23 protein-coding genes are annotated in these 23,869 nt (G+C 59.2%); 9 read left to right on the top strand and 14 right to left on the bottom strand.

What is annotated here, in order from left to right; genetic code table 11:
• Positions 1–287: 287 nt before the first annotated feature.
• The 7 genes from AC07NT_RS09955 to AC07NT_RS09925 all read right to left on the bottom strand — a co-directional run bounded on the left by AC07NT_RS09955 (position 288) and on the right by AC07NT_RS09925 (position 6,936).
• Positions 288–2,483 carry a copper-transporting P-type ATPase gene (locus AC07NT_RS09955; RefSeq protein ID WP_498596614.1) on the bottom strand — a complete coding sequence of 732 codons (2,196 nt, stop codon included), beginning with the start codon at positions 2,481–2,483 and terminating at the stop codon, positions 288–290.
• A gap of 3 nt (positions 2,484–2,486) precedes the next feature.
• Positions 2,487–2,729, bottom strand: coding sequence for a DUF2933 domain-containing protein (locus AC07NT_RS09950; protein WP_498596615.1), 243 nt, complete (start codon positions 2,727–2,729; stop codon positions 2,487–2,489).
• Between the two features lie 92 nt (positions 2,730–2,821).
• The gene (locus tag AC07NT_RS09945; protein WP_498596616.1) at positions 2,822–3,163 is read right to left on the bottom strand and encodes a copper-binding protein; all 342 of its coding nucleotides are present in this window, start codon (positions 3,161–3,163) and stop codon (positions 2,822–2,824) included.
• Between the two features lie 68 nt (positions 3,164–3,231).
• Complete coding sequence (locus AC07NT_RS09940) at positions 3,232–3,723, bottom strand: cupredoxin domain-containing protein (protein ID WP_498598472.1); 492 nt, start codon at positions 3,721–3,723, stop codon at positions 3,232–3,234.
• 26 nt (positions 3,724–3,749) lie between these two features.
• Positions 3,750–5,162, bottom strand: a complete 1,413-nt coding sequence (locus AC07NT_RS09935) for a multicopper oxidase family protein (RefSeq protein ID WP_498596617.1) — start codon at positions 5,160–5,162, stop codon at positions 3,750–3,752.
• 17 nt (positions 5,163–5,179) lie between these two features.
• Positions 5,180–6,613: a TolC family protein gene (locus tag AC07NT_RS09930; RefSeq protein WP_498596618.1), complete on the bottom strand. Its 1,434-nt coding sequence runs from the start codon at positions 6,611–6,613 to the stop codon at positions 5,180–5,182.
• Positions 6,610–6,936, bottom strand: a complete 327-nt coding sequence (locus tag AC07NT_RS09925) for a hypothetical protein (protein ID WP_498596619.1) — start codon at positions 6,934–6,936, stop codon at positions 6,610–6,612. Before AC07NT_RS09925 ends, AC07NT_RS09930 begins: the two co-directional genes overlap by 4 nt.
• A gap of 152 nt (positions 6,937–7,088) precedes the next feature.
• On the opposite strand from AC07NT_RS09925, the gene AC07NT_RS09920 reads away from it, so the two are divergent.
• From AC07NT_RS09920 to AC07NT_RS09910, 3 genes are all read left to right on the top strand, one after another.
• Positions 7,089–7,772: a heavy metal response regulator transcription factor gene (locus AC07NT_RS09920; protein WP_498596620.1), complete on the top strand. Its 684-nt coding sequence runs from the start codon at positions 7,089–7,091 to the stop codon at positions 7,770–7,772.
• Positions 7,773–9,158 carry a heavy metal sensor histidine kinase gene (locus AC07NT_RS09915; RefSeq protein WP_498596621.1) on the top strand — a complete coding sequence of 462 codons (1,386 nt, stop codon included), beginning with the start codon at positions 7,773–7,775 and terminating at the stop codon, positions 9,156–9,158.
• A 166-nt stretch (positions 9,159–9,324) separates the two neighbouring features.
• Positions 9,325–9,618, top strand: a complete 294-nt coding sequence (locus tag AC07NT_RS09910; RefSeq protein WP_498596622.1) for a CopK family periplasmic copper-binding protein — start codon at positions 9,325–9,327, stop codon at positions 9,616–9,618.
• Positions 9,619–10,029: 411 nt separating this feature from the next.
• On the opposite strand, the gene cadR is transcribed toward AC07NT_RS09910, so the two are convergent.
• The 3 genes from cadR to AC07NT_RS09895 form a co-directional block, all read right to left on the bottom strand.
• Entirely contained in the window at positions 10,030–10,494 is a 465-nt protein-coding gene (cadR, locus tag AC07NT_RS09905; RefSeq protein ID WP_498596623.1) for a Cd(II)/Pb(II)-responsive transcriptional regulator, read from the bottom strand.
• Between the two features lie 15 nt (positions 10,495–10,509).
• Positions 10,510–10,851: a YnfA family protein gene (locus AC07NT_RS09900; protein WP_498596624.1), complete on the bottom strand. Its 342-nt coding sequence runs from the start codon at positions 10,849–10,851 to the stop codon at positions 10,510–10,512.
• An 81-nt stretch (positions 10,852–10,932) separates the two neighbouring features.
• Positions 10,933–11,991, bottom strand: a complete 1,059-nt coding sequence (locus AC07NT_RS09895; protein WP_498596625.1) for a DMT family transporter — start codon at positions 11,989–11,991, stop codon at positions 10,933–10,935.
• Positions 11,992–12,116: 125 nt separating this feature from the next.
• Here AC07NT_RS09895 and AC07NT_RS09890 point away from each other — a divergent pair, with 125 nt between their 5' ends.
• The 5 genes from AC07NT_RS09890 to AC07NT_RS09870 all read left to right on the top strand — a co-directional run bounded on the left by AC07NT_RS09890 (position 12,117) and on the right by AC07NT_RS09870 (position 20,891).
• The gene (locus AC07NT_RS09890; protein ID WP_498596626.1) at positions 12,117–14,324 is read left to right on the top strand and encodes a heavy metal translocating P-type ATPase; all 2,208 of its coding nucleotides are present in this window, start codon (positions 12,117–12,119) and stop codon (positions 14,322–14,324) included.
• Positions 14,325–14,437: 113 nt separating this feature from the next.
• Positions 14,438–14,791 carry a cation efflux protein, CzcI family gene (gene czcI, locus AC07NT_RS09885; protein ID WP_498596627.1) on the top strand — a complete coding sequence of 118 codons (354 nt, stop codon included), beginning with the start codon at positions 14,438–14,440 and terminating at the stop codon, positions 14,789–14,791.
• A gap of 104 nt (positions 14,792–14,895) precedes the next feature.
• Complete coding sequence (locus AC07NT_RS09880) at positions 14,896–16,194, top strand: TolC family protein (RefSeq protein ID WP_498596628.1); 1,299 nt, start codon at positions 14,896–14,898, stop codon at positions 16,192–16,194.
• A gap of 8 nt (positions 16,195–16,202) precedes the next feature.
• The gene (locus AC07NT_RS09875; RefSeq protein WP_498596629.1) at positions 16,203–17,747 is read left to right on the top strand and encodes an efflux RND transporter periplasmic adaptor subunit; all 1,545 of its coding nucleotides are present in this window, start codon (positions 16,203–16,205) and stop codon (positions 17,745–17,747) included.
• 15 nt (positions 17,748–17,762) lie between these two features.
• Complete coding sequence (locus tag AC07NT_RS09870; protein WP_498596630.1) at positions 17,763–20,891, top strand: CusA/CzcA family heavy metal efflux RND transporter; 3,129 nt, start codon at positions 17,763–17,765, stop codon at positions 20,889–20,891.
• 30 nt (positions 20,892–20,921) lie between these two features.
• On the opposite strand, the gene AC07NT_RS09865 is transcribed toward AC07NT_RS09870, so the two are convergent.
• The 4 genes from AC07NT_RS09865 to AC07NT_RS09850 all read right to left on the bottom strand — a co-directional run bounded on the left by AC07NT_RS09865 (position 20,922) and on the right by AC07NT_RS09850 (position 23,221).
• Positions 20,922–21,323: a hypothetical protein gene (locus AC07NT_RS09865; RefSeq protein WP_498596631.1), complete on the bottom strand. Its 402-nt coding sequence runs from the start codon at positions 21,321–21,323 to the stop codon at positions 20,922–20,924.
• Positions 21,324–21,342: 19 nt separating this feature from the next.
• Positions 21,343–22,107, bottom strand: a complete 765-nt coding sequence (locus tag AC07NT_RS09860) for a metallophosphoesterase family protein (protein ID WP_498596632.1) — start codon at positions 22,105–22,107, stop codon at positions 21,343–21,345.
• 122 nt (positions 22,108–22,229) lie between these two features.
• Positions 22,230–22,577, bottom strand: coding sequence for a hypothetical protein (locus AC07NT_RS09855; RefSeq protein WP_498596633.1), 348 nt, complete (start codon positions 22,575–22,577; stop codon positions 22,230–22,232).
• A 203-nt stretch (positions 22,578–22,780) separates the two neighbouring features.
• The gene (locus AC07NT_RS09850) at positions 22,781–23,221 is read right to left on the bottom strand and encodes a hypothetical protein (protein WP_498596634.1); all 441 of its coding nucleotides are present in this window, start codon (positions 23,219–23,221) and stop codon (positions 22,781–22,783) included.
• A gap of 125 nt (positions 23,222–23,346) precedes the next feature.
• Between AC07NT_RS09850 and AC07NT_RS09845 the strand changes: the two genes are divergently transcribed.
• Positions 23,347–23,616 carry a helix-turn-helix domain-containing protein gene (locus AC07NT_RS09845; RefSeq protein WP_498596635.1) on the top strand — a complete coding sequence of 90 codons (270 nt, stop codon included), beginning with the start codon at positions 23,347–23,349 and terminating at the stop codon, positions 23,614–23,616.
• Positions 23,617–23,869 lie beyond the last annotated feature (253 nt).

Genomic DNA, 23,869 nt, shown 5'->3' with positions numbered 1-23,869 from the left:
CTATGTCTCAGTATAGTATGCATTCCACGGGTTTCTAGGCAATCCGCGACCTCAGTGAGAAATGCTTCACATACTCGACCGGAAGGGTGATCTGGGCCCACGTCGCAGGTTCCTCCGCAAGAGAGGCTGCGAGAGAAATGCTGACCTTCCTTGGCCGCGCCATGCTCGCCACTCCATCCGTCGGGCAAGCGGATGGCAAGCTAGCCATCGTCGCACTGGCCGACAAGGCCAATGCGAAACTCAGCATGAGGGTCAGCAGCTTGCGCATGGCTGAAACGGGCGGATTCTTAGCGCCTCAAACGCAGCGCGTTGCCGATCACCGAAGCCGAGCTCAGGCTCATGGCCAGGGCTGCAATCAGCGGTGACAAAAGCCAGCCCGTGAAGGGGTAGAGCAGGCCAGCAGCCACCGGGATGCCCAGCGCGTTGTACAAGAAAGCGAACATCAGGTTCTGCTTCATGTTGCGTACCGTGTCCTGCGACAGCGTACGCGCCGCAACGATGCCGCGCAGATCGCCCTTGATCAGCGTGACCTGGGCGCTGTTCATGGCCACATCGGTGCCTGTGCCCATGGCGATACCCACATCGGCCTTGGCCAGGGCCGGCGCATCGTTGATGCCGTCGCCAGCCATAGCCACTACCCGGCCTTCGCGCTGCAGCCGTGCAACAAGGTCCAGCTTGTCGGCCGGCTTGACCTCGCCATGCACTTCATCAATGCCGAGTTTCAGGCCCACGGCTTTGGCCGTGGTCAGGCCGTCACCGGTGGCCATCACGATGCGCAGTCCCGCAGCCTTCAGGGCTTCCAACGCCTCCGGAGTGCTGGTCTTGATGGGGTCAGACACCGCCAGCAAGCCGGCAAGCTCTCCATCAACGGCCAGGTACATGACGCTGGCGCCTTCGGCTCGGAGTTTCTCTGCCTGGGGCATCAGACCTTCAACCCCGACACCCGACTGCTGCATCAATGCGGTGTTGCCGAGCAATATTTTCTGCCCTTGAATCAGACCACGCACACCTATGCCCGAGCTAGATTCAAACTGACTGGGCTTGTCCAGTGTCAGCCCCTGGGCCCGGGCGGCCTGAACGATGGCCTCGGCCAGCGGATGTTCGCTGCCTTGATCCAGGCTGGCGGCCAGACGCAAGACTTCTCGATCCGTGAACCTGAGCGTGGCAACAGCTCGATTAAAGGCCGGCCGTCCCTCCGTCAGGGTCCCGGTCTTGTCAATGATTAGCGTGTCGATCTTTCGCAGGTTCTCAATCGCCGCGGCGTCTCGAAACAAGACACCCTGGGTTGCGCCTTTGCCCGTGGCCACCATGATGGACATGGGGGTGGCTAGGCCCAGGGCGCAGGGGCAGGCAATGATCAAGACTGCCACCGCGTTGATGACACCATAGACCCAGCTAGGCTGAGGGCCCCAGAAGCCCCAGACCAGCAGGGTCAGGACGGCGATGGTCACGACGACCAGCACAAAACCGCCGGCGACAACGTCCGCCATACGTTGCATGGGGGCCTTGGAGCGCTGTGCCTGGGCCACCATCTGGACGATCTGAGCCAGCATGGTGGTCGAGCCAACGCGTTCCGAGCGCATGACCAGCGCACCGTTGGTGTTCAGCGTGGCCCCGATCAGCTTGTCTCCGCTCCTTTTGCTCACCGGCAGGGGCTCGCCCGTGAGCATGGATTCGTCGACCGCACTGGAGCCTTCCACCACAACACCATCGACCGGGACTTTTTCTCCAGGACGCACGCGTAGGAGATCACCGACATGGACATGGGTGAGGGGGACGTCTTCCTCTGTGCTGTCGTCGCGGATGCGGCGGGCCGTTTTGGGGGCCAGGCCCAGCAGAGACTTGATGGCCGCGGAAGTCTGGGAGCGGGCCTTGAGTTCAAGCAATTGCCCCAGAAGCGTCAGCGAGATGATGACGGCCGCCGCCTCGTAGTAGACCCCGACACGCCCCATCGAGATGAAGGAGGCGGGAAAGATCCGGGGAGCGACGGTCGCCAGGACGCTGTAAAGAAAGGCAGCTCCCGTGCCCAGTCCGATCAGGGTCCACATATTGGGACTGCGGTTCAGGACAGACTGCCAGCCGCGCGAGAAGAAGGTCCCGCCGGCCCAGAGTACGATGGGCAGCGACAAGACCAGCTCCACCCAGGTCTGGGTGGTGATGCTGAAAAGCGCTAGCTGATGGCCGAACATGGCCAGCACGGTGACGACCACAGTCAGGGGCAGGGTCCACCAGAAGCGGCGCTGGAAGTCCAGCAACTCCGGGTTCTCTTCCTCGTCCGTGACCGGTAGCAGAGGCTCCAACGTCATGCCGCATTTGGGGCAATTGCCCGGCTGGCTCTGCCGAATCTCGGGATGCATGGGGCAGGTATAGACCGTCCCTTCGACAGGGGGCTGCACTGGCATCAAAGGAGCACCATCCGGCTTGTGATGATGGTGCGTATGGACATGACCCTGATGATGCTCGTGCTGGCTATCTGCCTTCATGTATTACTCCCGCTGGTCTTGCTTGGATGGGTGGTTGGTGTGTCCGCCATGCCCGTGAAAAAGATGCATCAAGGGGCAGGCCAGGAGTAGCAAATAAGGCCACATTCCCAGAACATGTCCCCAATGCTCACGCAGCAGATAGAAGGCAACAATCACCAAAGCTGCTGCAGCCGCCAGGACCGCAGGGCGTCTCCAGAATGGACGTGATTGGCCGGGATGAGATTCGTGGCCCGTTGCTTGATCCATGATGCTTCACCTCTCAAAAAATGGGCACACACGAAGCAAAAAAGGGCTGGATTCAGGACAGATCCAGCCCGTGCACTATTGCTGGTCCCGACTCATTTTGCCGGTTGAACGTCGGTGAGCAACATCTTGCCCCCCTCATTGACAACCATGAACTTGATCATGTCGCCAGGCTTGATGTTGTTCAGCAAGCTCTTGTCCTTGGCGGTGAACACCATGGTCATGCCGGGCATGTCCAGATGTTTGATCTCACCGTGCTTGATCGTGACCTTGCCTGCAGCGGCATCTACTTTCTTCACTTCACCGTCGGTCATCATGGCTGTCCCGGCCATGCCCGCTTTGTTGTGTTCCGTCATGGCCTGAGCCGAGCTGAGCAGGGGCCATGCCATGCCTATGGATACCGCGCTGATCACCAAAATCTTCTTGATCGTATTCATGACTATTTCTCCAAATGGTATTGAGGGCTTGATCCAGAGTTTTGACCTGGATCAAGGCGCTTGCATGCTTATTTTTTTCCGACCCGAACGACGCCCTTCATGCCTGCCTCGTAATGCCCAGGCATCAGGCAAGCAAAATTCACGGGGCCTGCCTTGGTGAACTGCCAGATGATTTCGCCCTGCTTGCCTGGAGCCAAGGTGATCTTGTTGGGCTCGTCGTGCTCCATGTCAGGGAACTTCTTCATCTGCTCCAGGTGTTCCAGCAACTCCTGCTGCGTGCCCAGGCTCAGCTCATGCTTGACCTTGCCGACGTTCTTGACCACGAACCGGATGGTTTCGCCTTGTTTTACCTGAACGTCCGCGGGTGTATAGCGCATGCTGTCGTTCATTTCGATGGTGATGGTGCGGTTGACCTTCGCTGCCACGCCGGGCTTGCCGATCGCCGTCTCCTCATCGTCGTGGCCATGGCCACCGGCATGGTTGCCGCCGGCGAAAGCCGAACTGGACAGGGCAATCGTCATCAGGGCCATCACTTTGGCCAGGGTCGGTGTCTTATTCATCATGGGGATCTCCTAGGATTAAAAAATCAGTGCCCGCTGTGGGACTGAGGCTTGCGAACTTTGACTTCGGTCGGTTGGCTGGGGGTCTGCGCGCGAGGCATAGATTGGCCACCTTCGGCCTTGAACCGAGCAGGCTCGCTGAGCGGGCCTTCGTACTCGTGAGCCACCGTGCCTGCTGGATGTTTGAACCAGCCCGGGTCTTTGTAGTCCCCGGGCTTTTGATCGCGCCGCACCTTGAGCATGCTGAACATGCCGCCCATCTCCACCGAACCAAACGGACCCTCGCCGGTCATCATGGGGATGGTGTTATCCGGGATGGGCATCTCCATCTCCGTCATGTCCGCCATGCCGCGCTCCCCCATGACCATGTAGTCCGGGATCAGGTTGTTGATCTTCTTGGACAGGCCGCTGTGATCCACGCCGATCAGCGTTGGAACGTTATGCCCCATGGCGTTCATGGTGTGGTGACTCTTGTGGCAGTGGAAAGCCCAGTCGCCTTCCTCATCCGCGAGGAACTCAATCTGACGCATCTGACCGACCGCAACATCGGTAGTCACCTCATACCAGCGCGTGCTCTTAGGAGTGGGGCCGCCATCGGTGCCGGTGACCAGGAACTCATGGCCATGCAGGTGGATGGGGTGATTGGTCATCGTCAAATTACCAATCCGGATCCGGACCTTGTCGTTCAGGCGGACGTTCAGCGAGTCGATGCCGGGGAAGATGCGGCTGTTCCAGGACCACAGGTTGAAGTCCAGCATAGTCATGATCTTGGGGGTGTAGCTCCCAGGATCGATGTCGTAGGCATTGAGCAGGAAACAGAAGTCTCGCTGCACCTCGTCGATCAGCGGGTTCTTGACCTTCGGATGGGTCACCCAGAAGCCCATCATGCCCATGGCCATCTGCGTCATCTCGTCGGCATGGGGGTGATACATGAAGGTGCCCGGTCGGCGCGCCACGAACTCGTAGACAAAGGTCTTGCCGGGTTGAATCGCCGGCTGGTTCAGACCAGCAACGCCGTCCATGCCATTGGGCAGTCGCTGGCCATGCCAGTGGATGCTGGTGTGCTCCGGCAGCTTGTTGGTCACGAAGATGCGCACGCGGTCACCCTCGACCACCTCGATGGTAGGCCCGGGACTCTGGCCGTTGTAGCCCCAGAGATGGGCCTTGAACCCGGGCGCCATCTCGCGGACCACCGGCTCAGCCACCAGGTGGAACTCCTTGACGCCCTGGTTCATGCGCCAGGGCAGAGTCCAGCCGTTGAGCGTGACCACCGGGTTGTAGGGGCGGCCGCTGTTGGGAACCAAAGGGGCCATGGTGTCCGGGCTGGTCTGCATGACCGGCTCGGGCAATGCGGCCATGGCCACGCGGCTGACCGAGGCCGCGGCCACAGCACCGCCGGCGATGCCTGCGAATTTGAAGAAATTTCTTCTGGATGTCATTGCGGATTCCTTGGAAATCAATGTCCGGCAGCGGCAGCGCCAGAAGCTGGCGCCGCAGCAGAGAGCGCTACGCTGGTCGGGCGCCCGATGAGAGATGCCTGCAAGGCCGCGTCGGCCAGCCAGAATTGTTGCTCCGTATTGATGGCGGCAACGACCGTGTTGACTTGATCGCGGGCGTCTGCCAGCAGTTCGAACACGCCGATGATCATCCCGTTGTAGCGCAGCTGGTTTTCGTCCGAGATCACCTTGCGCAATGGCACCACCTCATCGCGGTGATGGCGTGCCACGTCGTAGGCAGTACGGTAGGCGGAATAGCTCTCACGCAGGCTCGATCCGGCTGCACGGACCGTGGCCTCCAGCTGGTTGGCTGCGGCCAGCGTGCGCGCGCTCATCGCATCGCGCTGCATGCCGCCCCAGTCGAAAATCGGCAGTCGAACGCCGACTTCAAACCCTTGAGGATCTGAGCGGGTCCCAGCCGCGCTGTCGGTTTTGGTATTGCGAAACGCTGTGAGTTCTATGTCGGTGAAGCTGGTCACCGTGGTCAAGCCCTGGGCTCTGGCATAGGATTCATAGCTCACTTGTGCGAGCCGGATATCCAGGCGGTTGCGCGTGGCGTGCGAACCTGCAGTTTGGGGATCCATGGCCTGCTTGGGTAGATCCGGCAAGCGCTCGGGGAGCTTGAGCTGCCGGGTTTGAGCCTCATCGAGGCCCAGCTGGCGAATCAGCTCTTCACGCGTGGCCGTGGCCTGGTGGTTGGCGGTGGCCAAGCGTGTGGCGGCATCTGCATAGAAAGCCTGCTCGCGTGCACGGCTGAGGCGGCTGAAGTTGCCTGCAGCTTGCATGCGCCGGGCGATCTCAGCCGTGGCTTCTGCGCTCTCATACACCTGGCGGGCATATTTGAGCGTCTGTTGCGCGGCGATCGCGCGCACCCAGGCCTGACGGACCTGGGTGACCTGGTCCACCACTTCGCTGGTCAGACGCAACTGCGACTGCTCGATGCGGTAGCGGGCTATCCCTTGACGCATCGGCAGCGTCAGCAGATCCAGTAGTCCGAACGATAGGGCGCGTTCAACTTCCAGCTCGTCGCCTGCGACCAAGCTCTTGTAGCTGAGAATAGGGTTGGCAATCCGGCCGACCTGAGCGGCATTAGCCGACTCCGCCCAGCCCTGGGCCAGCAAGGCCTGCAGGGACGGGCTGTTGACCAGGGCCAGTTGCACGGCTTCGCGCTGACCCAGAGGCTGGGCGAGAAGGGCTTGGGCGGCCTCAGCCCGCTCCTTGCGCTCCTGTTCCGTACGCGAGAGCGCCAGTTTCTTATCCGTGAAGCTGCTGGCCTCATCGTTCACGCGATTGACGTTTTGTTCGAGGCTGACGCTGGCGCAACCGGAAAGCACTGCCAAAGTCACGGCAGAAATCGCGAGCTTGGCGCCGCGGGATGTCAGGGGGCGTCTCATGGTTTGGAACCTCCGTGATGCCCTTCATGGGCCGGAGCTGCAGGTGCAGCAGCGTCCTTGGCCGGCTCCGCTGTTCTGGCTTCCCTGGCGTAGGTACGCCAGCCCCCGATGCGACCGACGGTGTCGTTGGCCTCCTGCCAGGACTGGACCGACTGGTCCGTATAGGCTTGATAACCGTTCAAGGGCGAGGTGTAGCTCAGTTGGGCCGGAGGTATCGGCGGGGTTTGCTCGGCCGTGGTTTGCGCCATGGCTGAGCCAGCAAGCAAAGCCATGGTCCAGGGAAGTAATTTCCCGAAAGACAGGCTGTGGGTAGGGATGGTCATGGATTCCTCATGGGTTGAGACGCTGATCTCAGGGGAAGATTCTGTGAATCCGACGCCGTCAGCAGGCTGACTTCCAGATTACATTTCTGTAATGTTGCTGACGGGGCTCAGAAACTGGTCAAACTGACACCATTCAGTCGTGGAGCGCATGCGTGAAGATATTGATCGTTGAGGACGAGCACAAAACCGGGGAGTACCTTCGCCAGGGTCTGAGGGAAGCCGGTTTCGTGGTCGATCTGGCACGAGACGGAACGGACGGGCTGCACCAGGCCCTCGAGGAGTCTTACGATCTGGTCATCCTGGATGTCATGCTGCCGGGCATGGATGGTTGGCAAGTCCTGCAGGGCATACGCAAGCGCGGCTTGCAGATGCCGGTGCTGTTTCTGACGGCGCGTGATCAGATCGAAGACCGCGTCAAAGGCCTGGAGCTTGGCGCCGACGACTATCTGGTCAAACCCTTTTCCTTTGCCGAGTTGCTCGCCCGTGTGCGAACCATCCTGCGGCGTGGCCGCAGTGGCACCGAGCCAACCTCGTTGCTGGTGGCCGACCTGGAGCTGGATCTGCTGCGCCGCCGAGTCACCCGGGGTGGCCGAAAAATCGATCTGACGGCCAAAGAGTTCGGCTTGCTGGAGTTGCTGATGCGTCGCCGCGGCGAAGTCCTCCCGCGCTCCCTGATTGCCTCCCAGGTGTGGGATATGAACTTCGACGGGGACACCAATGTCATCGAGGTCGCCATGCGGCGGCTGCGGGTCAAAGTCGACGAGGGCCGTGAGGTCAAGCTCATCCAGACGGTGCGTGGCATGGGCTATGTGCTGGAAGTTCCGGAGGAGTCCTGAGTGCTTCGCTCCCTGTCCCTAACCGCTCGCCTCACCTTGTTCTTCACGCTGCTCTCAGCGGCGATCCTCCTCGGCCTGGGCGCCATCTTTCTGGTGGCGTCCGAGCGTCATTTCATCGTCCTAGATGACATCGTTCTGCAAGACAAGCAACGCCTGGTGGGTGAGCTGCTGGGCAAGTCCATCTCGGAGCAAGAAGCACAAAGACGTTTGAAAGAGGCGCTGGATCATCACCAAGGTCTCTATGTGCTGCTTCGGGATGCACAAGGTCAGGTCTTTTTCCAATCTGACGATTTCAACCCGCCCGACGCTGCCGCGCTTCCCGAGCCCGGAAACGCCCCGAAATCCCTGCACTGGACCAGCCTCGGCCGTGGTTACCACGGGCTGGCTCTGTGGGCTGAGACCAATCGCGGTGGCGCGACCCGCATGCTCATCCTGGTTGCCATCGATACCGAGCACCACACCCATTTCATGGCACAACTGCAGCACACCCTGGTGCTATATGCCATCCTGGCCACGCTGGTCAGCGGGTTCGCCGGCTGGTTCGCCGCGCACCAGGGCATGGCACCACTGCGCGCCATGAAGTCCAGAGCCTCGGTCGTCAGCGGCCAGCAGCTCAATCCACGCATGCCGGTCGAGGCCGTGCCCGTCGAAATGGCGGATCTGGCCAATGAGCTCAACCGCATGCTGGATCGCTTGCAGCAGGATTTCCAGCGTTTGTCCGATTTTTCCTCCGACCTGGCGCATGAGTTGCGCACGCCGATCAGCAACCTCCTGACTCAAACCCAGGTGGCCTTGTCCAACCGGCGTGATGCCGAGACCTATCGCGACATCCTGGCGTCCAACGCGGAGGAGTTCCAGCGTCTGGCGCGCATGGTGTCTGACATGCTGTTCCTGGCCAAGACAGAAAGAGGGATCCAGCTCCCCGGCAAAGAGCTTTTCTCTGCGGCACACGAGGCCCAGGCCTTGCTGGATTTCTACGAAGCCGTGGCCGATGAGAAAAACGTCAGCATGAGCCTGCACGGCGGCGGCCACATCCTGGGCGACCGGCTGATGTTTCGCCGAGCGGTGAGCAACCTCTTGTCCAATGCACTGCGGCATACGACAACGTCCGGCGAGGTCCGCATCGAGATCAGCGACACCGAAAGCGAGACCCAGGTCGCCATCGAAAACACGGGCGATGACATCGATCCCAAAATCATGCCTAGGCTGTTTGACCGCTTCTATCGTGCAGATCCGTCACGCTCACAACCGGACGCTGAAGGCGCTGGGTTGGGGCTTGCCATCACGCGGGCGATTGTGGAAGCGCATGGGGGCAAGATCAAAGTTTCATCGGTACAAGGTCGAACGAGATTCATCTTGGAGTTCACCAAAGTGCGCTCGATGTAAGCGAGAGCACTAGCAGCAGCTTTAGGCGTGCTATGAGGTGGTAGACCTGACGCAAATGTAATCGCCGGCACATCTTGATGTCAGGGCTGGTCGACAGAATACAGGACGTGTATTCGCACAAGGTGCTTTGAGTGACGAAGCATCTGTATTCAAGAAAGGACCTGATATGAACACCCGAATCACCACGCTTCTCGCTGCCGCTGTGCTCAGCACCATGGTTTCGACCGCATTTGCCGACAACTCGGTGGCGAGCAATGTCGACAAGACCTACCGGCTCAAAGACGGCGGCACTGCGTTCGTTTTCAAGGACGGGAAAATGGCCGTGGCCGACAAGTTCGAACGCGCCGTCCGTGTCTTCAAGGGCCAAGTCCTGGAGACAACCGATGGACAGAAGATCACCGTGACCAGTAGCGAGAGTGCTCGCCTGGACTTCCTGCAGCGCCAAGGTCACGAGAACTGACCAGCCATCTAGGCATACCCCGTTTGAGGTAGTGCCTTTAGTTCCTTTGTGGGACGAGGCCTCACGCGCCTTGGCGATGATCAACGATCTTGCCAAGGCGCGTGAAATCTCTGCCATGAGAAACTCTGACCCAGTCCCTCGGTCTTCGCAAGATACGGCTGCGAACGCTTGCTTCGATGTATTTATTTCCGGCTACGCATCCTGTGTCAGGGCCGATTCGAACATATCTGATAGATGCATTAAACAAAGATCAGCACCAGCATTTTGCTGAACAGGCGGAATTCGGGCAGACTGAGCGCATGAGCAAGAAAACCGCCCCCCCGTTCTGGACCGATGTGTGGTCAGCGGAAATGGGGTTTTTGCACAGTTTCGTTAGGCCTCAGCGTAATTCCACAACCTGGACACGTGCATTCAGTCTGGATGTGGTTTCCCACCGCTGTGTGTCTTGTGCAGATGTCCGAATCTGCTCACATTGATTTTGCGTTGAGGTCGAGAAAGTTCACCAAGAATCCCGCAGTCTGCCGCCGCCTGAGCCTCGCAACAACGCTTCCGCAGGCTTATTAGCTGCTTCTCCAGTGCCCGTAGCTCACGGATCCGGTCGGCCACATGGCTGATGTGTTCGTCCAGGAGTGCATTCACTTCGCCGCAGTTGGATGCCGGGTCGTCCTTGAAGCGCAGCAACTGCCGGATTTCATCTAGGGTCATGTCCAGACTGCGACAGTGACGGATGAAGGCCAGCCGCTCAGCATGGGCCTCACCATAGATTCTGTAGTTGCCATCCGTACGGTCAGGCTCGGGCAGCAGACCTTCGCGCTCGTAATAGCGTATGGTCTCAACCTGGGTTTGCGTCCGTTTCGACAGATCACCGATCTTCATGAGGCAACTCCCGGGTCAAATCTCGACCGAGCGCGGCTGGAAAGCGATCAATGCCATTCCTAAAAGGCAGATGGCACCGCCCACCAGATCCCAGCGTGTGGGCGTCACGCCATCCACGCGCCAGAGCCAAAGCAGCGCCACCACGACATAGATGCCACCGTAGGCCGCATAGGTGCGGCCGGCTGCTTGCGGGTGCAGAGTCAGCAGCCAGGCAAAAAACGCCAGTGCCAGTGCCGCAGGCAACAGCAGCCAGGGTGTGCGCCCCTGGACCAGTACCAGCCAGGACAGATAACAACCCACGATCTCCGCCACGGCAGTGAGAACGAATAGAAGCGAAACGCGCAGAACTTCAAGCATGGCAAGCTGGGATGGGTTCAAGGTTGGAGCATCTTACCGACCTGACTCTGTAGCCGCTTCAGAGTTTCCTTGTCCCGTCTGTCACTTCTCGGCCATCGGTTCGTGCCGATGCTGATGATGAATGTCCGGGAAGTGCGGGTGTTTATGCGTCAGGGCCTCGTGGCGGTGCCTATGTTCGTGGGGCTTCTCGCTGCTCCAGGGACTGTCATGTTGGTGCTGGTGGTGCATGTCATGCACATGCGGGTGTGCATGCTCCATCGGCACGTGGGTATGCGCATGTTCATGGTGCTCCGTCAGGTGCAACCACACGCCCAAGCCCATCAGGCCGGCGGCGAGCCAGAAGGCGGGTAACGTCGACTCCCCCATGAGACCCAGCGCCACGGCCGCGCCCAGGAAGGGTGCCGTCGAGAAATAGGCACCCGTGCGCGCTGCCCCCAGGCCGCGCAGTGCCAGGACAAACAAAACCAGGCTCAGACCGTAACCCAGCAAACCGACTGCCAGTGTGGAAGCTGCAACCGGCAGACTGGGCAATTGCGCACCGAGGGTGAGGGCCAGGCCTGTGTTCACCACCCCGGCAATCAGCCCTTTGCTGCTGGCGATGAACAACGCGTCGGATGCCGAAACCTTCCGGGTCAGGTTGTTATCGATGGCCCAGCACAAGCAAGCGGCAGCAATGGCCAGTTGGCCCTGCCAATTGGATGAAGAGACTACGCCGGCAGGCCAGGATAGAACGACCCCACCACCAACGATGGCCACCATCCCCAGCACGACCCGCCGATCTGTGCTCTCCCGAAAAACGAGCCAGGCGATAGCCGCGGTCAGTACCGATTCGAGGTTGAGCAAGAGCGAAGCCGTCGAGCCGCTCACCAGCGTCAACCCGAACATCAGGGTAACGGGCCCGAGCACGCCGCCGAAAAGAATCGCCGCCAGAAGCCACGGCCACTCACCCGACGCCAGTCCCGAGTTTTTCCAGCCAAGGTCACGGACCCATCGTGCGGTGGCCAAACCCACACCGCTGCCCAGGTAAAGCAAACCTCCCAGCAGCACGGGGGCCATGTCGCCGACGAGCAGCTTGGCCACAGGTGTGCTGGCGCCGAACAGGGCCGCTGCCAGCAAGGCGTACAGAATGCTTCGGTTCATGCCGGGAATGTAGCCCAAGCATGTTGCGAATCCATATTTCCGTGCCTGGTTTGGCCCTCTGCATCTCCAGGGCTTGACTCTGTAGCCGCTACAGGGTTTCCAATGGAGTCCAACAAGGAGTGGAAATGCAGCGACAGAACAGCTTGGAACAGGACAGCGATCCCCATGGCACTTGCGACAGCGCATGCAGCGTCGCGCCCGCCCGTGTCGAGGCCGGGCCACCCGGCGCAGCAGGTGCTGTGTTCCGCATCCCGTCCATGGATTGCGCGGCCGAAGAAAGCGAGATCCGGCATGCGTTGGCAGAAATCACCGGTGTGCGCGGCCTGGACTTCCAGCTGTCGGCGCGCACCCTGCGCATCGATGCGCCCGCCGACGTCCTGCCACGCGCCCTGGACGCCATCCGCCAAGCCGGATTTGATCCCCAGCCCATAGCGGCACATGAACAGGATGATGACCACGCTCCCATGGCCGAAGGCTTGTGGCACCTGGGAGCCTCGTTGCTGCTGGCCATCGCGGCCGAGTTGCTGGACTTCTTCGCACCCGAGACGGCCCTTTACAAGGGCGCCGGCATGGCCCTGGCAGCGGCGGCCATCTGGCTGGCGGGTTTCTCCACCTACCGCAAGGGCTTCACCGCGCTGCGAAACGGCCGGCTGAACATCAGCGCCCTGATGGCGGTGGCGGTTACCGGCGCCTTCCTGATCGGCCAATGGCCGGAGGCGGCCATGGTGATGGCGCTCTACGCCATTGCTGAGCTCGTCGAGGCGCGGGCGGTGGACCGGGCACGCAATGCCATCAAGAGCCTGCTGGACCTGACGCCTGACACGGCCGAAGTCCGCCAGCCCGATGGCGCATGGAAAGAGCTTGCTGCGGCCGACGTGGCGTTGGAAACCATCGTTCGGGTCAAGCCCGGAGCGCGCATTCCGCTCGACGGCGTGGTGGTGTCTGGCAACAGTGCGATCGACCAGGCACCGGTGACGGGCGAGAGCATGCCGGTGGACACGGCCGCGGGTGATCCGGTCTTTGCCGGCACCATCAACGGCACCGGCACGCTCGAAGTGCGCGTGACCGCCGCTGCCAGCAACACCACCCTGGCCCGCATCATCCAGGCCGTGGAACAGGCCCAGGGCAGCCGCGCGCCGACCCAGCAGTTCGTGGACAAATTTGCCGCTATCTATACCCCTGCGGTCTTCGCACTCGGTGTGACTGTGGCGCTGCTGACGCCCTGGCTCATGGGCTTGAGCTGGATGGCGGCCCTGTACAAGGCCCTGGTCCTGCTGGTCATCGCCTGTCCCTGTGCCTTGGTGATAGCCACGCCTGTCACGGTGGTCAGTGGTCTGGCCTCGGCAGCGCGCCGCGGCATCCTCATCAAGGGCGGGGTCTACCTGGAAGGCGCCCACAAGATCAAGGTGATCGCGTTAGACAAGACCGGGACCATCACCGAGGGCAAGCCCAAGCTAGTGGCAACCGAGGTCTTGCCCTCTTCAATCCCGCAAGAGCAGGTACTGCGATGGGCGGGTTGCCTGGCCGGTGAATCGGATCACCCGGTGTCCAAAGCCATTGCCCAGGGACTGGAAGCTGGCAATGGGCTACTGGAACAGTTCACGGCCTTGCCCGGTCGAGGCGTCCAGGCCCGCATCGATGGCCAGACGCTGATTCTGGGCAATCATCGCCTGCTCGAGGAGCGTGGCCTGTGCAGTCCGGCCCTTGAGGCACGGTTGGCCGAACACGAGGCCCAAGGTCGCACGGTGACGCTGTTGGCCATGGACAGTCAAGTGCTGGCCCTTTTTGCCGTAGCCGACACCATCAAGGAGAGCTCGCGTGAAGCCTTGGCTAAGCTTCATGCCCTGGGGGTACGTTCGGTCATGCTGACAGGTGACAACCCGGCAACCGCGCAGACCATCGCACGGCAGGCCGGCATCGACGACGCTCGCGGCAATCTGCTGCCCGAAGACAAGTTGACGGCCGTCGAAGAACTAAAGGCACGCTACGGTGCTGTTGCAATGACGGGCGACGGCATCAACGACGCCCCGGCCTTGGCCCGCTCCGACATTGGCATCGCCATGGGCGCAGCAGGCACTGACACGGCCATGGAAGCGGCCGATGTGGTCATCATGAACGACGACTTGCGCCGCATACCCGAGCTTATTCAGCTGTCACGCCGCACTCGGGCTGTGCTCTGGCAGAACATCGTGCTGGCCTTGGGCATCAAGTCGGCCTTCCTGGTGCTGTCCATCCTGGGCAGTGCCACCATGTGGATGGCCGTGTTTGCCGACATGGGCGCGAGCCTGATCGTGGTGTTCAACGGCCTGCGTTTGCTCAAAACCAAGGTTTGAACAAAGCACCATGAAAACCAGTACCAGGCCCGCGAGGCGGAATCATCGATTCTTTCCCATTCATCTCCAAGGGTTTGCACAAAGCGTGAACCCATCCCATTAGAATCCAACTCATGCGCCGCTGGCTCGCCGTTCTTCTGTTAACCCTGCTCCCGCTGCAACTCAGTTGGGTAGCGGTGAGCGGCTATTGCCAGCACGAAACCGGCGCCGCAGCTCGGCATTTCGGTCATCACGACCATCAGCACCAGTCGAACGCAAAGGTTAAGAGCGACAACGGCGGTAAGACCTCGGGCGTATTTGACATTGATTGCTCGATCTGCCATGCCGCAAGCTGTCCCATGGCTTTCCAGGCTTCTCCCCTCGTGCCGAAGCTCCACACGGCAACCGGCATGCATAACGGGGACTTGGAACCTCTTACCTCTGCTCCGCCTGCCTTGCCTGAGCGGCCCAATTGGCGTCTCGCCTGATTCGGCGAGTGCGCTTTAGCAGGCTTCTTTTCCTCTTTCTCTGACCTGATCACTGCTGCTCTCGTCGAATCCTCCCGGCTGTTTTTGCAACTCTGGAGAATTCGATGCGCAGAATTTACGTGCCGCTGTTATGCGCGGTACTGATCCCCTCTCTCGCTTTAGGGCAGGCCACGTCGCCGCCTCAAAGCACACCTAATGTTGTTGTCACTCTGGCCCCGGGAACTTCCAGTTCCTTGCTGACGCTGAATCAGGCGCTGCAAACGGCTTTCGACAAAAACCCGCAACTGCAAATTGCAGTGCTTGAGGTCGAGGCCAGCAAAGGCGCCGTACGGCAAGCTGGCAATTTTCTCAACCCGTCCCTGGGCGTAGAGCAACAGGACACAGGCCGGGACACCCGCCAAACCACGCTCCAGCTGAGCCAACCCTTTGAACTGGGGGGCAAACGGTCCGCACGTGTTGAGCTGGCCAACAGTGGAAAGGAAGTCGCCACGGCCGAACTCGCCATGCGCCGCGCAGAACTGCGGGCGGTCACAACGCAGGTCTTCTTTGAGGCTCTGATCGCGCAAGAGCGCGTCAAGGTCGCAGAGGAGTCGCTGAAGATCGTTGCCAGCGGTACGGCGGCCGCAGCCCGACGGGTGCTGGCCGGCAAAGTCTCCCCGACAGAAGAGACCCGTGCCCGCGTGTTAGAAGCAAATGTACGCATTGAGCTGCGTCAAGCGCAGACTGACCGACTGGCAGCCTTGCGCACTTTGGCTTTGGTCATGGGGATTTCGGCAGGAAACCTGGGGCAACTCGATGGCCGTCCGGAAACATTGCCTGTACCACAAAGCAATGAGGCCATTCTCGAACGGATTGCGCAGTCTCCTGTGCTGAGGCGCGCGCAGGGCGAAGTGCGCCGTGCACAGGCGGCGTATGAGCTCGAACGAGCCCGGCGGATACCGGACGTCACCGTCAGTGTCGGTGCCATCCGTTCTCAGGAATTGGGACGTGACCAACCGGTAATCGGTTTGACGATTCCGATCCCGGTTTTCGACCGCAACCAGGGTGCGCAGCTTCAGGCTCTACGTCGATTGGACGCAGCCCAAGTCCAGGCGCAATCCGAGGAATTGCGTCTGCGCTCCGAGGTCTTTCAGGCCGTCGATCAACTGCAGGCTAGAAGCAGCGAAGTGCAATCCTTGCAGCAAGAAGTACTCCCTGGCGCCCAAAGTGCCTACGAAGCGGCAAGCCGCGGCTTTGAACTCGGAAAGTTTGGCTTCCTGGACGTGCTGGATGCGCAACGCACATGGCTACTTGCGCGCACGCAATACCTGAATGCTCTTGGCCAGGCGCATCGCGCATCGGCCGAACTTGAACGCCGACTTGGATCAACGAACGACCGCCTTGATGCGGGCAACCAACCGTGAGTTTGAACATGAATATCAAGACAAATCTGATCTCGCGCACCGGCGCAACCCTGGGTAGAAAGCAACTGATTGCGATCGCGGTTCTGATCACGTTAGGCACCATCGGTGGCGTGGCCATCATGAACTCCGGATCGACTAGGTCCGAAGTCCAGGAAGCTCACGAGCACGACGAAACCAAGGAGCATCGCAGTGGTGAGCACCAGGAGGAATCTGCCAAGGGTCCTCACGGCGGCCAGTTGCTGAGCGCAGGCGGTTTCGAGACGGAGGTGTTGCTCTCCGCGCAAGGAGGGGAGCCACGACTGCGCCTGTGGTTGTTCCAGAAAGAGCGCCCCATCGGTGTCAACGCCGCACAGACCACGGCCGAATTGATTCGCCCCGGCGGCGTAACTCAGAAAATCGCTTTCACTGTCGACAAGGACACGTTGATCAGCACCCAGGTTATTGAGGAACCGCACGTTTTCGAGGCGGCTATTGCGATTCAGATAGGCAAAGAGGCGCTCATCTTCCAGTTCAACCAGAAGGAAGGGTTGATCGCGATGACGGATGCCCAGGTCAAGACGGCGGGCGTCGCGCTGGACACGACTGGACCGGCCACGATTCGCTCCACGCTTCAACTCCCAGGCGAAATTGGTTTCAATGAAGATCGCACGGCCCACGTGGTTCCGCGTGTAGCTGGCGTGGTCGAGGGCGTTCCTGTCGCCCTAGGCCAGCAGGTCCGAAAAGGGCAATTGCTGGCCGTGATCAGCAGCCCGGCCATCTCCGAGCAACGGGCCGAACTTCAGGCTGCACAGATGCGGCAGAAACTGGCCCGCACAACCTATGAGCGCGAGAAAAAGCTGTGGGAAGAAAGGATCTCCCCGCAGCAAGACGTTCTTCAAGCTGAACAGGCGCTGCACGAGACTGAAATTGCTGTGGCCAATGTCCGACAAAAGCTGCAGGCCGTAGGCGCAGATGCCAGCAGCAGCGGCACACTAAACCGGTTCGAGCTTCGGGCCCCTTTCGACGGCACTATCGTTGAAAAGCACATCGCTTTGGGTGAGCAGGTTCGCGAGGATGCGAGTGTCTTTACCATTGCGGATCTCCGTACCGTCTGGGCGCAAATCAACGTTCCAGCAAAGGACCTCCCACTTGTTCGAGTTGGCGAAAAAGTCACGATCCGCGCCACCTCCTTTGAACAGACTGCCACGGGCATCGTGGCCTATGTGGGCTCTTTGATTGGTGAGCAGACCCGTACGGCACAAGCCCGTGTCACGGTCAAAAACCCGCAGGCGACCTGGCGGCCAGGACTGTTCGTCAACGTCGAGATCACATCCAGCGAAGCAACGCTGCCCGTAACCGTTGCCAGCGATGCCATCCAGACCATCGAAAACAAGACGGTCGTGTTTTTGCGTACATCAAGCGGCTTTGTTGCGCAGCCGGTGCAAGTCGGCCGCAGTGATGGCAAACGTGTGGAGATCGTCAAGGGCCTGGCATCCGGCGCTCGCTACGCAAGCTCCGGCAGCTTCGTCATCAAGGCCGAGGCTGGTAAAGCTTCGGTCAGCCACACAGACTAAGCGGAAAGAGTCAACATGTTTGAACGCATTATTCGATTCTCGATCGAGAATCGCTGGCTCACATTGCTGGCTGTCCTGGGCATGGCAGCCCTCGGTGTCTTCAGCTACCAACGTCTTCCCATCGACGCTGTGCCAGACATCACCAACGTCCAGGTGCAGATCAACACACAGGCTCCGGGCTATTCGCCACTCGAAACCGAGCAGCGGGTTACCTACCCGATCGAGACAGTCATGGCTGGATTGCCCGGCCTACAACAGACACGGTCCTTGTCGCGTTACGGGCTCTCTCAGGTCACAGTCGTTTTCAATGACAAGACGGATGTCTATTTCGCTCGACAACTTGTCAACGAGCGGATACAAAGCGCTCGCGACAACCTACCGCAGGGGGTGACACCTGCGCTTGGTCCGATTTCGACAGGTCTGGGGGAGATATATCACTGGACCGTGGAGGCGAAGGAAGGCGCGAAGAAGCCCGACGGTAACCCCTACACCCCCACTGATTTGCGTGAGATCCAGGACTGGATCATCAAGCCACAACTCAGAACCGTTTCGGGTGTGACTGAGATCAACACCATTGGTGGCTATTCCAAAGAGTATCAAGTCGCTCCGGACCCCTCCAAGCTATTGGCCTATGGCTTGACGCTCGGGGATCTGGTCAATGCCTTGGAGCGCAACAACGCCAACGTAGGTGCTGGTTACATTGAGCGCCGTGGCGAGCAGTACCTGATCAGGGCACCGGCTCAGGTACGCACGATGGAAGACATCAGGAATGTGGTTCTGCGCAATGAACGTGGTGTCCCCGTGCGCATACGCGACATCGCGACCGTAGAGATCGGGCGTGAACTCCGGACCGGGGCCGCAACGAGCAACGGTCGTGAAGTCGTGCTGGGTACCGTATTCATGCTCATCGGCGAGAACAGCCGGACGGTCTCAGATGCCGTCGACAAGAAGATGGCCGAAATCAATCGTAGCCTTCCATCCGGTGTTCAAGCCATCACAGCCTACAACCGAACCGTTCTAGTCGATAAGGCCATCAACACAGTCAAGAAAAATCTCCTCGAAGGCGCGGTGCTGGTAATCGCTGTCCTGTTCTTATTCCTGGGAAATATCAGAGCCGCCCTTCTCACGGCCATGGTCATCCCTCTCTCGATGCTGTTCACCTTTACGGGAATGGCGCAGCAAAAAGTGAGCGCCAATCTGATGAGCCTGGGGGCACTGGACTTCGGCATCATCATCGACGGAGCGGTTGTGATCGTGGAGAACTGTATCCGTCGCCTAGCGCATGCCCAGGCAACTGCGGGCCGCCAACTTACCCGGGAAGAGCGATTCAAAGAGGTGTTCGGGGCATCCCAGGAGGCTCGGCGCCCGCTGCTGTTCGGCCAGCTGATCATCATGATCGTCTACCTGCCCATCTTTGCGCTGACCGGTGTCGAAGGCAAGATGTTCCATCCAATGGCGTTCACGGTCGTGGCGGCACTGATCGGCGCCATGATTCTGTCCGTGACCTTTGTGCCAGCGGCGGTGGCCCTGTTCATCGGCGATAAGGTGGCGGAAAAGGAAAACCGCCTCATGAGTTGGGCCAGTGGTGTCTACGAGCCCCTGCTGAACCGGGTCATGGGCGCCAAGCCGGTTGTTCTGACCTTTGCGGCGATCACAGTCATCCTCTCCGGCCTATTGGCCACCCGTCTGGGTAGTGAATTCATTCCCAGTCTCAATGAGGGCGACTTTGCCGTGCAGGCGTTGAGGATTCCGGGAACCAGTCTGACTCAGTCGGTTGCAATGCAGCAGCAACTGGAAATTGCACTCAAATCGAAGTTCCCGGAAATTGAGCGTGTCTTCGCGAGAACCGGCACAGCTGAGATCGCTGCGGATCCGATGCCGCCGAACATCTCGGACGCCTATGTGATGCTCAAGCCCATGGACCAATGGCCCGAGCCGCGCAAGAGTCATTCGGAGGTTGTTGCAGCCATTAAAGCCGAGGCAGCCAAGATGCCGGGGCAGAACTACGAGTTTTCCCAGCCGATCCAACTTCGCTTCAATGAGTTGATCTCAGGTGTGCGCGCCGACGTGGCAGTGAAGGTGTTTGGGGACGATATGGATGTCCTCAACGGGACGGCTCAACGCATCGCCGCGCTGCTTCAAAGCATCCAGGGGGCAGCCGAGGTCAATGTGGAGCAGACTTCCGGTCTGCCGATGCTGACCGTGAACATCGATCGCCAAAAGACTGCACGCTATGGCCTGAATGTCCAGGACGTCCAGGACACCCTAGCAACTGCCATTGGGGGGCGTGATGCCGGCCTGCTGTTTGAAGGCGACCGCCGCTTCGACATCCTGGTGCGTCTGCCCGACTACCTGCGATCGGACGAAGAGGCCATCAAACGCCTTCCGATTGCTTTGCCTAAAAGCGCAGAGTTTTCTCAGAAGTTCATCCCCTTGAGCGAAGTTGCCGACCTGTCGCTGGCTCCAGGTCCCAACCAGATAAGCCGTGAGGACGGTAAGCGCCGAGTCGTGGTGAGCGCGAATGTGCGCGATCGCGATATCGGTTCCTTTGTGGGTGAAGCCGAAGAGATCATTCAGAAGCAGATCCAACTTCCCAGTGGTTACTGGATGAAGTGGGGTGGCCAGTTCGAGAACCTGCAGTCGGCTACTCAACGTCTCAAGGTGGTCGTCCCGGTCTCGCTGCTGCTGGTGTTCATTTTGTTGTTCATGATGTTCGGCAATGCCAAAGACGGCCTTCTGGTCTTTACTGGCATCCCGTTTGCCTTGACTGGTGGCATCGTTGCTCTCTGGCTACGCGACATCCCTCTGTCGATCTCGGCTGCCGTCGGTTTTATTGCCCTCTCTGGTGTGGCCGTTCTCAACGGCTTGGTGATGCTGTCCTTCATCCGCAGCCTGCGCGAGAATGGCACAAAACTCGATGACGCAGTGCATGAAGGAGCATTAACACGGTTGCGTCCGGTGCTCATGACGGCGTTGGTTGCGTCGCTTGGATTTGTGCCCATGGCACTAGCCACTGGGACAGGGGCCGAGGTTCAACGACCCTTAGCAACAGTCGTTATCGGTGGCATCCTGTCCTCGACGGCCCTAACGCTATTAGTCCTGCCTGTGCTGTACCAGCTGGTTCATCGACGTGACGAAGAATGAGAGATGTCGCCCGGCTTGTCCGGGCACATTTCATGGAAGCCGGGGGCCGGACCTGCTTGCACGCTTCTCGTACAGGAAGTCCGAAAGCAATGTCGTGCAGTTCTGTATGCCATTTCGAATGGTTTGCATGCGCCCAGCTAGTTCGAGAATTTTCTGGCGCGGAACTTCTTCATGCGCAATCTTCACCTTCTTGTCTTGGACTCTGAGTTTGAATCTCTTTGCAGCCACGCCGTTTTCCTCGTCCACGGGCCCCCAGACGGAATGAATCATCTGGTTTCGTTGGTCTTCCAGCGAATTGCATTCCTTGGTAAAGAAAATCATCTGAGAAACGATGCCAGGAATCGCTTCCTTCCGCCTCTCTTCTGCGGGACAACCAGGCCATAAGTAGTGAGATGGCTCTGTCGTCTCAAGGAAGTTCCAAAGCAGTTTCACTCGGCTTCGGAAAGGAAGCTCACCATCCTTGTACTCCCTCGAAGACCTCCTCACCCAGACCATTCTTGATCTGACAATAGCGAAGGCCGACAGCATCGAACCCCAGGCGACTCCGATGCGTGGCATATTCGGCTGTCTGATCATCATGGTGGTGTCCGTGAAAGCTCCTGACCACGTTCAGGCTACGTGCCAGTCCATCCAGCACCTGAAAGCCGCGAGGGTGGCAGCTTGGGGCCTCGTGCGTTACGAGGACATCCGCCCGTCTTCTCGCGAGGTTATCCAGGTCGTCCGGGTAGATGGCCGCGTCGTACTCGGGTGAAGGTCGGTGGTCGCCACGGTATTGAAACGTTCCTCGGCTCATGGCTGCCTGCTTAGAGGCATAAGTTGGCGCGCCCGGCGGCATCCAGACATCCTGGATGAAGTGACCACCCAGCCCAGCGACCATGACCCCTGAGAGATTCACAACCTGACCGTGCAACGCCACGGCTTCACCGGCGTCGTGCAGCATCTCCCAGTGCTCGTGGCTGCCTGCATCATGATTTCCGTGAATGAATGCGATCCCCAGATCGGGATCGAATCGACGCAACGGCTCCAGGATCTCCCGGAAAGGCTTGTGGTCGATGTCGATGTCACCAGCAAAAACGATCCATTGCGGCCTCAGTTGAGCTTGCAGCAGTGTCTGAGCGAGGTACCTAAACTCACCGTGAACGTCACCCACGAACCATATCCGGCGCAGGACATTGGAGCGATCTTGGTCAAACTCAGCAATTCTGATGGTGGTCATTTCTTCTTGGCAACTACTTTAAGACCTTGGTCGGCTTAACGGTAAAGAGCGATCACATTTTGAGTAGGCATGCTGCGCGGAAATCTTGACTAGGCGCTCCAGTGTGAGTTTGCGACGTCGGTCTATTGAGGCCCATCAGCCAGCAACCGTGTGCGCTTCATCAGCCATTGCACCTCAGCCTCATTGAGACTCCATCCTTGGCCTCGGACTCTGCGCTCTGTCTCCCTGTAGAAGGAGTCAAGATCGGATACGAGGCCGGCCGCCTGCTTGCGTAACGTCCGTGCTGCCAGCTGTTGCGCTAAGTCTTCGCAGTAATCCCAGCGTTCGTAGAGTTCCTCCTCCGTCAGTCCAACGACAAAGCGCCCATCGATCTTGCGGGCGAGAACTTTGGATTGCGTTCCTGGAATCGTCGCAGCGGTGACGCCACGGGGAAAGTCCTCTGGAACTCCTCTTGTTTCATTGTTGCTCATAGATCATTTGAACAAGTTGGCTTGCGGTGGAATGGAGATGAGGAAGACTTTAGTCATTTAATAGAGTGCTACGACTTAGCACTGTCGACATCAAGGTCAGTGCGGTCGCAGCCCGAAGGTTCGTTCTCTAGGCACTTCCCGCTCGATTTCAAAGCGGCTGCTCTCAAGCTCAATACTCCGCATCGCTAACAACCCAAATAGCGCTATACATCCTTATCAAGACATGCCAATAGCTCAGTGGCAAGTCTTTCGGCAGGAAATTCTGCAGCTAGTCCTGTGATTCGACTCACAATTTCCCGCTCAAGACCTAACTGGTAGAGCTTGATTGCATGAAAGACGCCATTCTCTGGAATGCTCAGTTCGTTTTCTGTTTGCTGGCGATTTGGAAGCCTGTGAAGCAGGCTCAACACAACGTACAGGGCTACAGCTAGAGACTCGGTATGTTTCGGTTCCGGTTTCGGTTCTGGCTCGTCCACATCTAGCGAGCCAATTACTTCTACGACTCGAAAATCGTTCGCGAGGAGTAGCAGGAGAGAGTCAGGGAGCGCCGGTGGCAGCAGGGCCATCCATTCCTTGTTGGCAAATCGGGACTTCAAATCGACAACATTTGACCCTCTGCTTGGTCGAAGAGCACGTAGTTCCATGTCCATTCCCTACAAATATTGAATAGGTAAGCCGCTCTCCTGTTTTCAAAGGAGCAGGAGGCGCAGTTCATTTTGTACCATAAATGCGGGTGCATAAATGAGTCAACCAAAGCAAAGTCTTAGGGATGCGCGAACTCCCAGACGCTTTGGTCATTGCCGCGATTTCAGCCGAAATAAAATCGCGCCGTGGCCACCTGAAGATCAGCCAAGAGGAACTGGCGCATAGGGCTAGCGTTCACCGGTCATTCATAGCGAGACTGGAGGTTGCAAGCACTCAGCCGTCTACTGCGGCCCTCTTTCGCCTTGCAAAAGCACTTGAAGTCGATGTTGAGGTGCTTGTCGCTGGCATAGCGAAACGCTACAAACGTGCAACGCGTCATCCCGCGAAGTCTTAGCCAAGTGCCAGGCCGACCTTCATCACTTACTCTAGGCCGGGCTCATGAGCTGTCGAGGACTCTGAATCGACCTCGGACATAGCACCCAACCCAGCGCTTGAAATGATTGCAGCGTCTCGGGCAGAATTGGCGAAAACGCCTCCACAAAGTTGGATACCCAGAGTGCCGCGGGGATGCATCCATAACTAACGCGTCTATCCAATGGTATGGACAGCAATCTTCAGAAATATGCGGAAAATCGAGCCTCCCATGG

The sequence above is a fragment of the Hylemonella sp. GW821-FHT10B10 genome (assembly GCF_059415585.1).
The sequence above is the reverse complement of the archived record's forward strand: the minus strand, read 5'-3'. Positions and strand labels throughout refer to the sequence as shown.